Genomic DNA, 9,535 nt, shown 5'->3' on the forward strand with positions numbered 1-9,535 from the left:
TACAAAAATAGAGTTGATGGCAAAATGCCTATCAACTCTATTTATCGTACAGCCCTAAATAGGTGCTGTTTTGTATTATTAGTACTTTACTTGATAAATACCACAATAAGGCATGCTGGAACTCATATCCATACCTGTCATCCAACGGATAACTTGGCCGTGAGTAACGCAGCCAATACAATCATATTTATCTTTATATTTATCAAGTACGAAACTGACACAATCAATTATCTCTGATCCAGTTTCATAGTCAAAATCAGACAAGTGAAAGTAATAGTTCTACATGTGTAGGAATGGTGGGATGTTGTTTAACTATTTCCAAGGCCGTTTCCATCGTTCGAGTATAGGGAGAAGTCTGTTTATGAATGACGAATCAAATAAACTTTCATAAAAATTACTCCTTACTCTTCAGCTAATTTTTTATACTGTTGACGATATTTTTTCCATTCGGGTTTATCCATGAGAAAAGTTTTACCAGTATCTAGATTTCGAACATTGAGTACATAAGAGAAAGCATAAAGATCCAGTAGGGAAGCAATTAAGAATAAAATACCAACTCCTCGAATCATCAATGTAGCCAAACCAATAAATAGTTCAATATATTGTCGCTTGTTGTAGGTTCTAAATAGTTTAGGCAACTTGCCATCTTGGTCGTATAGTTCAGCAATAGTTTTTTTGGTTAATAAATTTTTAAAATTACGCATATAAAAGATCCCCTCAGTAATTCATTAAAGGTATTATAACAAAATTAATATTATATTAAATAAATTACTTGTAATTTATTTCGTAAATTCCGCAGAAAGGAGTCATGCGGTCGCCTGTATATTGAGTCATCACGCCACCATGAGTAACACAACCGATGCAAGAATACTTATCTTTATAGCAATCGAAAACAGAGTTGACTCGTTGCATAACTTCTTCACGTGTTTCAAAGTCCAAATCTGATTTGTGAGTACCATCCAAATAATCCTTATAGGCCAGAGCTAGTTGCTCCTCGGTAACGTCCATTTTACCAGATTTGTCAGGACGCCATTCGTGCAGCAACAGTTCAACTTGATTGGGAATCTGATGATATTTTAAAATTTCCTGTGCTGTCTGCATTGTGCGAGTGTAGGGGGAGATTAATAACATTTGTATTTCATTAAAAGCGGGATTTTGAGCGGCCTTGTCAGCAATTTTGATACCGTTTGGTGTTAATCTGGTTAAATCACGTGCTAATCCAGTGTAACCTACGGCATCAACTTGAGAAAAATCTGGTTCCGAATGACGAATTAAATATATTTTCATTTTTAGTATCTTCTTTAGTGTTTTCTTTTACTATACCAAAAAAACTCTCTCAATCAGTAATTAGATTGAAAGAGCTTTCTTTTTAATTATTTAAAATATTCTTTTAAACCATTTGTGACATCTTGAGCCACTTGTTCACGATATTTATCAGAATTGATGTACTTATAGTCGCTGGTTGAATTGATATAGCCTAATTCGATTAGAATTGAAGGTTGACTATTGTAATGTAAAACATATAAGTCCTTTTGTGCAGTACCACGGCTACCGATAGATAGACCCTTTAATTGACTATTGATATCATCAGCTAATTTACCATCTTTGTTACGATTATAGTAATAAGTTGTGACACCAGAACCAGAATTAGCTTCAGCACTGGAATCAAAATGCAAACTGATAAAGGCATCAGCTTGAATCTTGCTAGAGAGACGAGCACGTTCCCCGAGTGATTTACTACTATCACCAGAACGAGTCATAACAACACGAGCGCCAGTCTTTTCAAGCTGTTGTTTGATGGCTTTGGCATATTTGAGAGTAAAGTTCTTTTCAAATGTGTCTTTCCTTGATTCAGCACCGGAGTCGTTACCACCGTGACCAGGGTCTAAGATGATTGTAGCCTCAGAAATGTTTGTGGCGGCTGACTTAACAGCACTCTTAGTTCCCGAAATAGTTACGACCCAACTAGCAACATAACCAACAGTACCATCAGAATCACGGACTTTGTACCATTTACCATCTTTACTTAGGTAATCAAATTTTTTACCCACTTTGACGGATTTAACAACTCGTCCGTTTTGATTTGGCTCAATTCTAACTTTAGTATTAGGTTGTGTGACAGTTACTGTCTTAATATCATTATCAGAAGTATTTGAGGATCCAGAAGTTTTTTGAGTTCCCTGGATGAAGTTAGATTTAACCCAACCGGCAGTACCGTTATACAAGATCTGTGTCCAATCTTGTTCTTGATACATGATAGTAACTTTCTCTGATTGTTCAATCGTTCCAAGAACGTCACTATTAGCGTCAGCATTTTTGAAAACAGTTGTGTTCGGTACTTTGACAATGCCCACTTTATTAGTGGCTGAACTTACTTCGGTATTATCAATTAGCCAGCTGGCAATCCAGCCGATTTTATCCCCGGATAATCTTACTTGATACCATTTGTTTTTCTCAGCTAGAATAGCTAGTTTGTCACCTTTTTTAACTTGACCCATATTAGCATAGGCGAGTCCGGGTCCAACACGGACATTAACTGAGTCTGACTGAACCACGACCGAATTGGCACTAGCTAGAGCAACTGTTGACCAACTCGATAAGGCAAGTAATAACAAAATAGCAACAAGAATCCGGTTTTTAATGAATAATTTAATTATTTTTTTCATTTAACTGATTCCTTTGTAGTCTAATTTACCGATACTACTATATGTATATATTACTGAAAAAAGCGCTAACTTGAAAGATACAATGTGAATTTTTTGGAAAAACTTGGTAGAAGGGGGAATATTTTTTCACATATTCCCAATAAATTCCAAATCTGCCTTGACTTTAAAGGTTATTTCGGATAGTTTATAAATATATTCGAAATCAGATAATTACCTTACAGAGAATCTGGCTGCTGAGAACAGATAGTAATTGATTGCGTGACGGTTTTAATCGTTTGGCAGGCGTTAACTGCAGCAAAAATACTAGGTGGTACCGTGCAAAAGAGCACCCTTGTCTGAATTAGACAGGGGTGTTTTTTTATTAAGGAGGATTTTATGCGTTATCAAAAACCAAAAGGGACAATGGACATTTTGCCTGGAGAATCAGAAAAATGGCAATATGTAGAATCCGTTGCTCAAGATACCTTTAATAAGTATCGTTTTTCTGAAATCAGAACACCAATCTTTGAATCATACGAAGTTTTTGAACGTTCATCAGGTGATACATCTGATATTGTTTCAAAAGAAATGTATGATTTTAAAGATAAAGGTAATAGACATATTGCTTTGAGACCTGAGGGAACAGCCGGCGTTGTCCGTGCTTATGTTGAAAACAAGTTATATGGACCAGAACATATCAAGCCTTATAAAGTTTGGTACAAGGGCCCAATGTTCAGATATGAGCGTCCACAATCTGGTCGCCAACGTCAATTCCATCAAATTGGAGTTGAAGCTTTTGGTTCAGATTCTCCTGAATTAGATGCTGAAATTATTACTGTAGGTCTAGAATTCTTGAATCGTTTGGGAATCAAGAATTTGAAGGTGGCTTTGAACTCACTAGGAGATCCAGAGTCACGCGCAGCTTATCATAAAGCTTTAGTCGACTACTTCACACCATTCAAAGATCAATTGAGTGATGACTCAAAGGTTCGCTTGGAAAAGAATCCATTACGTATTCTTGATAGTAAAGATGCAGAGGACAAAAAAATTGTTGCTAATGCACCATCTATCTTGGATTATTTGAATGATGCTTCTAAGGAACGCTTTGAATATCTACAATCATTGTTAGATGATCTTGATGTAAATTATGAAATTGATCCAACAATGGTTCGTGGACTTGATTATTATAACCACACTATTTTTGAATTTATGGTAACTGATCCTGCATTCGACAATAAGGAAATCACTGTTTTAGCTGGTGGCCGTTACAATGGCCTTGTTGAAGAACTTGGTGGACCAGAGACACCAGGTATCGGATTTGGACTTGGTGTGGAACGATTAATGTTGTTGCTTAAAGATGAAGATATTCCAAGTCAAAACGCTTTGGATGTTTACTTAGTAACAATTGGAGACAAAGCTGAACGTGCTTCAGTGAAGATTCTTTCTAACTTGCGTAAAGCAGGTTTTGTTGCAGATAAAGATTATCTACAAAGAAAAATCAAAGCTCAATTCAAGACAGCCAATAATTTGAATGCTAAATACACTGTAACTATTGGTGATACAGAGTTAGAGAATGATACAGCTAATGTTAAAAACATGGCAACTGGCGAACAAGTCAGTGTATCGTTAGAAAACTTAGCCGAAGAATTGAAAAAAGTCGAGGGATAAACATGGAAGAAAGAACAGATTATTGTGGCAACATTACTGAAAAGTATGTTGGTCAAAAAGTTTCTTTAGACGGTTGGGTTCAACGTCGTCGTGATTTAGGTGGATTGGTTTTCGTCGACCTACGAGATTATAAAGGAATTGTTCAATTAGTATTTAATACTGATCATCAAGATGTACTTGATGTAGCCGAAACATTGAGATCAGAATATGTTATCAATGTTATCGGTACAGTTAGACTTCGTGGCGAAGGTGCTACAAATGATGAAATGACAACTGGTAAAGTTGAAGTTGTTGTTGAAAAGGTTGAGATTCTTAACAAATCATTGACACCACCATTTGAAATCAAAGATGATATTGATTCATCTGAAGAAACTAAATTAAAGTATCGTTATCTTGATTTACGTCGACCTGAAATGCAAAAGGCAATCAGAACTCGTGCTCAAATTAAGCATTCAGTTAATGAATATCTATATGACAATGGTTTTATTGACATTGAAACACCAAACCTAACACCATCAACACCAGAAGGTGCTCGTGATTATCTTGTTCCTTCACGTGTTTATCCTGGTCGTTTCTTTGCACTTCCACAATCACCACAATTATTCAAACAATTGTTGATGGTCGGTGGCTTTGATCGTTATTTCCAATTGGCTCACTGTTTCCGTGATGAAGACCTTCGTGGCGATCGTCAACCAGAATTTACACAAATTGATATTGAAACTTCATTCATGAACAAGAAAGAAATTCAAACAGTTACCGAAGGACTTATTGCTCGTGTTATGAAAGATGAAAAGGGTATTGAAGTTAAAACTCCATTCCCAAGAATCGACTGGGACGATGCTATGGATCGTTATGGTTCAGATAAGCCAGATGTTCGTTTTGGTATGGAATTACAAAACTTGAATGATGTTTTGAAGGATACTGAATTCAAAGTCTTCAAGAATACCATTGATAATGGTGGTCAAGTTAAAGCTATTGTTGTTAAGAATGCTGCTGACAAATATTCACGTAAAAATATCGAAAGCTATCAAGAATATATCAAACGTTTTGGTGCCAAAGGACTTGCATGGTTCAAGTACAATGATGATGATATGACAGGTGGCGTATCTAAGTTTATCAAGGATCACAAAGACGCTCTTGTTGATCGCTTAGGCCTTGAAAACAATGACTTAGTACTATTTGTCGCCGACAAGAAAAAAGTTGTTGCTGACGCCTTAGGTTACTTGAGAAAGGCAATTGCTAAAGAACAACATTTGTATGATCCAAATGAATTTGCCTTTATCTGGGTTGTTAATTGGCCATTGTTTGAATATGATGAAGGAATAAAACGTTGGACTGCCGCTCACCATCCATTTACAATGCCAAATGAAGAAGATGTTCACTATCTAAATGATGGTGAGGATCCTCATAAAGCTTATGCTCAAAGTTATGATATTGTTTTGAATGGTTATGAACTTGGTGGTGGATCAATTCGTATCCACGATTACAAGATTCAAGAGAAGATGCTTAAAGCATTGAATTTCACTAAAGAAAAAGCCTATGAACAATTTGGCTTCCTACTAGATGCTTTACAATATGGTTGTCCTCCACATGGTGGTTTGGCTATTGGTTTGGATCGATTCGCTATGCTTCTTTCAGGCAAGGATAATATCAGAGATGTTATTGCCTTCCCTAAGAACTCAAATGCTACAGAACCAATGACACATGCTCCACTTGAAGTTGCAAAACAACAATTGGATGATTTAGGAATTGAAGTAAGTAAAAAAGACTAGAGAGCAGGGCAAGAAGTTACCCTTGCATAGCTTGTTTCCACAATTAAAATAGAACAGTGTTTCTTTCAAAAAGAAAGAACGTCAAAATAACCGTGATAATGATCAATTTAGACCATTATTACGGTTATTTGTTTTGATATAAAAATATTTTCTAAAGTATTTTTATATCTAGATATTTGATTGCAATATAATAGTTTATTGTTGTAAACTTAGAACAATAGAGGGTTTATCTGGTGAAGAGTTAGATGTAACTCAAAATGCAGCGACAGAACGTCCATTTAGTGGAAAATATGATGACTTTTATCAAAAAGGTATCTATGTTGATATTGCAAGTGGAGAGCCTCTATTTTCATCAGCTAAAAAGTATGATGCTGGTTGTGGCTGGCCTTCATTTAGTGAACCAATTGCTAAGTTAAAGGAAAAACGCGACACAAGATTAAGCAGGGAAAGAACTGAAGTAAGAAGTGAAGATGCTGATTCTCATTTAGGCCATGTGTTCACTGATGGTCCACAAGAATTAGGTGGATTGAGATACTGTATTAATTCAGCAGCCTTAAAATTTATTCCGTATGAAAAAATGGATGAAAAAGGATATTCAGATTATAAGAAATATGTCGACGAAGGAGATGCAGAATAATGAAAGAAGAAACCGCAATTTTTGCAGGAGGCTGTTTCTGGTGTATGGTTAGTCCTTTTGACCAACAACCTGGTATCATTTCTGTTATTTCTGGTTATACTGGCGGACATGTTGTTAATCCAACTTATGAACAAGTATGTACTGGTACCACAGGTCATACCGAAGCCGTTAAGATAACTTATGATGCCGATGTTATTTCTTATCAACAATTAGTTGAAACTTACTGGCAAGTTGCTGATCCAACTGATGCTATGGGACAATTTCAGGATCGTGGCGATAACTACCGCCCAGTAATTTATTATGCTAATGAGGAACAAAAGGCTATTGCTGAAAAGTCTAAAGAAGATTTAGCTAAATCTGGAGAATTTGATGATCCCATCGTGACTCAAATTCTTCCCGCTGAACCATTTTATGACGCTGAGGACTACCACCAAGACTTTTATAAGAAAAATCCTCTAAGATACGAACTTGAAGAAAGTGGCGGTCGTGGGGAATTTATTAAAAAACATCGGAAATAATCTAAAAGTTTGATCATTTGTGCTAATATGTTTAGGTAACTTAAGACAATTAGGAGAACTTTTAGTATGGGTGAATTAGATAAGTTGATCGAAAGACATCAATACTTATCCAAAGTTTCAGTAGCATTTTTATATTCAATTGCTGTATCAGTTGCGGTTAACATGTTTTGGACACCGGGTGGAATTTATGGTTCTGGTGTAACTGGTGCTGCTCAGTTGATTTCAACAATTTCACATCGATGGCTGCCATTTAATTTATCGACAGCGGTAATGTATTTTGCATTGAATGCGCCATTATTCGTGTTATCTTGGCGAAAGATTGATCACAAGTTTACTGTCTTTACGGTGATTGCGGTAGCTTTAGCCAGTACGATGATGCATTTGTTGCCACCAATCAAAATTACTGCCGATCCATTGGTGTGTGCAATTTTTGGTGCTGTAGCTAATGGATTTGGTACGGGGATGGCATTAAGAAATGGTATTTCAACTGGTGGAATTGATATTTTGGGAATTATTCTACGTAAGAAGACTGGTAAAAGTGTAGGAACGATAAATATTATGTTTAATATCTTTATCGTTGCCTGTGCTGGTTTCTTGTTTGGTTGGGTACATGCTTTATATAGTGCGGTCAGTATTTTTATTAACGGACAAGTTATCGACATGATCTATAACAAAGATCAGAAACTTCAAGTTATGATTGTTACTTCCAAACCTAAGAATGTTATTACGCAAATTCAAAATGAAATGAGACGTGGTATTACGATTGTGCATGATGCCGAGGGTGCTTATAAACATGAAGAGAAAACGATTCTGTTTACGGTTATCTCACGTGCTGAGTTACATGATTTAGAGACCGCGATGATTAATTCAGACCCACATGCGTTTGTCAGTGTCACAGATACTGTCAAAGTCATGGGACGATTTTATCAGGCTCATATATATTAAAAAAAGGACAAAACCGTTTGGTTTTGTCCTTTTTTGTCGAAATCACTTGCTCTGTGTTTAACGATATATCTTAAGAATAATACTTTATTTTGTTGTTAATATCATAATGTCAATTGATTTTAGTAGTAAAAATGATTTTTTACTTACTATTTTAATTTAAAAAAAGATTAATTAAGAATAAATATTTTTTAATTAAATAACATTGCCACAACTATCCTTGATATATCAATATGCAATCTAGCTTCATTTTATGGCCAATTTTCTATATAAGAATGGAATTTATAAAATATTTGCCACTTATTGAATATCATAATTTTTTTTATAAAAGAGATAATTGATAATTCGTTATGTTGTATACTTCTGATGACGAAAGGGTTGATATTTGTATGTTTTATTTTGGGAAGAAAATAAACATTTATAAATGTAATTATCGATTATTTTTTGTGTTAATTAATGTTTTTTTAATGGCGGCATATTTTTCTTATAATAACCAAACGGTCAAAGCAGATACTACAATTGGCATTCAGAAAATGTTGACAATAAATAATGATTTGACGGCCAACAAAAGTACGACTTCTTTATTATTAACACCATTAACGGATGCTATTGTTAGCAGTGGTAAAGATGGTACTTGTACGTGGGATATTGATAGTGATGGTAAATTAACGATTCATACTGGGGTTTTAACAACTGATCAAGGAAGCTGGATTTCATATGCTAGTTCAATTACTAGTGTCTATGTTGATAAAGGAGTCAGCATTTTAGGCACGGGTAAAGATTATGGACCTTTTTCGGGATTGACTAATGCTAAAACTATTGACGTTACAAATTTGGATGTTTCTAACGCAGCTGCCTTAAAAGCATTTTTTAGAAATGACTCTAATCTAATTCAAATCATTGGTTTAAATACTTGGAATACTTCAAAATGTACAGATATGAGCTATTTATTTTTAGGTGATAATTCGCTGACCAGCATGGATATATCTAAATTTGATACCTCTAATGTAACAAATTTAAATTATACTTTTTCTGGTGTTGATTTCACAAAGAGTGATCCCAATGAGATTAAAAATTGGAATGTTTCAAAAGTGGATACAATGAGTTATTTGTTTAACAAGACAATTTTTGATTCATTAGATTTAAGCAATTGGAATATTTCCAGTGTGACCAAAATGAATGGTATGTTTTCAGGTGATAGTAACATCGATAAAGTGAAGAATATTGCTGATTGGGATACATCAAAAGTAACTAGTATGATTAGTATGTTTAGTAACACTAAAGAGACTGATTTATCTTTTCCGAAAATTACAAGAACAAGTTAGCCACTTGTCCAAAAAATAAATACGAAAT

At 35.0% G+C, this 9,535-nt stretch carries 10 protein-coding genes; 6 read left to right on the forward strand and 4 right to left on the reverse strand.

What is annotated here, in order from left to right:
• Positions 1–78 precede the first annotated feature (78 nt).
• The 4 genes from FD33_RS12715 to FD33_RS10665 all read right to left on the reverse strand — a co-directional run bounded on the left by FD33_RS12715 (position 79) and on the right by FD33_RS10665 (position 2,666).
• Positions 79–264, reverse strand: a complete 186-nt coding sequence (locus FD33_RS12715; protein WP_148299228.1) for a hypothetical protein — start codon at positions 262–264, stop codon at positions 79–81.
• Between the two features lie 137 nt (positions 265–401).
• Entirely contained in the window at positions 402–704 is a 303-nt protein-coding gene (locus FD33_RS10655) for a hypothetical protein (RefSeq protein WP_056955964.1), read from the reverse strand.
• 64 nt (positions 705–768) lie between these two features.
• Positions 769–1,287 (reverse strand): histidine phosphatase family protein, encoded by a 519-nt coding sequence (locus FD33_RS12515; protein ID WP_025086121.1) that lies wholly within the window; start codon positions 1,285–1,287, stop codon positions 769–771.
• Positions 1,288–1,373: 86 nt separating this feature from the next.
• A complete protein-coding gene (locus FD33_RS10665; protein WP_051564312.1) occupies positions 1,374–2,666 on the reverse strand; it encodes an N-acetylmuramoyl-L-alanine amidase in 1,293 nt (430 codons plus the stop codon).
• Positions 2,667–3,041: 375 nt separating this feature from the next.
• On the opposite strand from FD33_RS10665, the gene hisS reads away from it, so the two are divergent.
• From hisS to FD33_RS10695, 6 genes are all read left to right on the forward strand, one after another.
• Positions 3,042–4,313 (forward strand): histidine--tRNA ligase, encoded by a 1,272-nt coding sequence (hisS, locus tag FD33_RS10670; protein ID WP_025086123.1) that lies wholly within the window; start codon positions 3,042–3,044, stop codon positions 4,311–4,313.
• A gap of 2 nt (positions 4,314–4,315) precedes the next feature.
• Positions 4,316–6,085, forward strand: a complete 1,770-nt coding sequence (aspS, locus tag FD33_RS10675) for an aspartate--tRNA ligase (protein ID WP_025086124.1) — start codon at positions 4,316–4,318, stop codon at positions 6,083–6,085.
• 217 nt (positions 6,086–6,302) lie between these two features.
• Entirely contained in the window at positions 6,303–6,722 is a 420-nt protein-coding gene (msrB, locus tag FD33_RS10680; protein WP_034544405.1) for a peptide-methionine (R)-S-oxide reductase MsrB, read from the forward strand.
• Positions 6,722–7,240 carry a peptide-methionine (S)-S-oxide reductase MsrA gene (msrA, locus tag FD33_RS10685; RefSeq protein ID WP_025086125.1) on the forward strand — a complete coding sequence of 173 codons (519 nt, stop codon included), beginning with the start codon at positions 6,722–6,724 and terminating at the stop codon, positions 7,238–7,240. Before msrB ends, msrA begins: the two co-directional genes overlap by 1 nt.
• Positions 7,241–7,306: 66 nt before the next feature.
• Positions 7,307–8,185, forward strand: a complete 879-nt coding sequence (locus tag FD33_RS10690) for a YitT family protein (protein WP_025086126.1) — start codon at positions 7,307–7,309, stop codon at positions 8,183–8,185.
• Positions 8,186–8,649: 464 nt separating this feature from the next.
• Positions 8,650–9,507, forward strand: a complete 858-nt coding sequence (locus FD33_RS10695; protein WP_152319253.1) for a BspA family leucine-rich repeat surface protein — start codon at positions 8,650–8,652, stop codon at positions 9,505–9,507.
• The last annotated feature ends 28 nt before the right edge of the window (positions 9,508–9,535 follow it).

Source organism: Companilactobacillus paralimentarius DSM 13238 = JCM 10415 (assembly GCF_001434985.1).
GTDB classification, from domain to species: domain Bacteria; phylum Bacillota; class Bacilli; order Lactobacillales; family Lactobacillaceae; genus Companilactobacillus; species Companilactobacillus paralimentarius.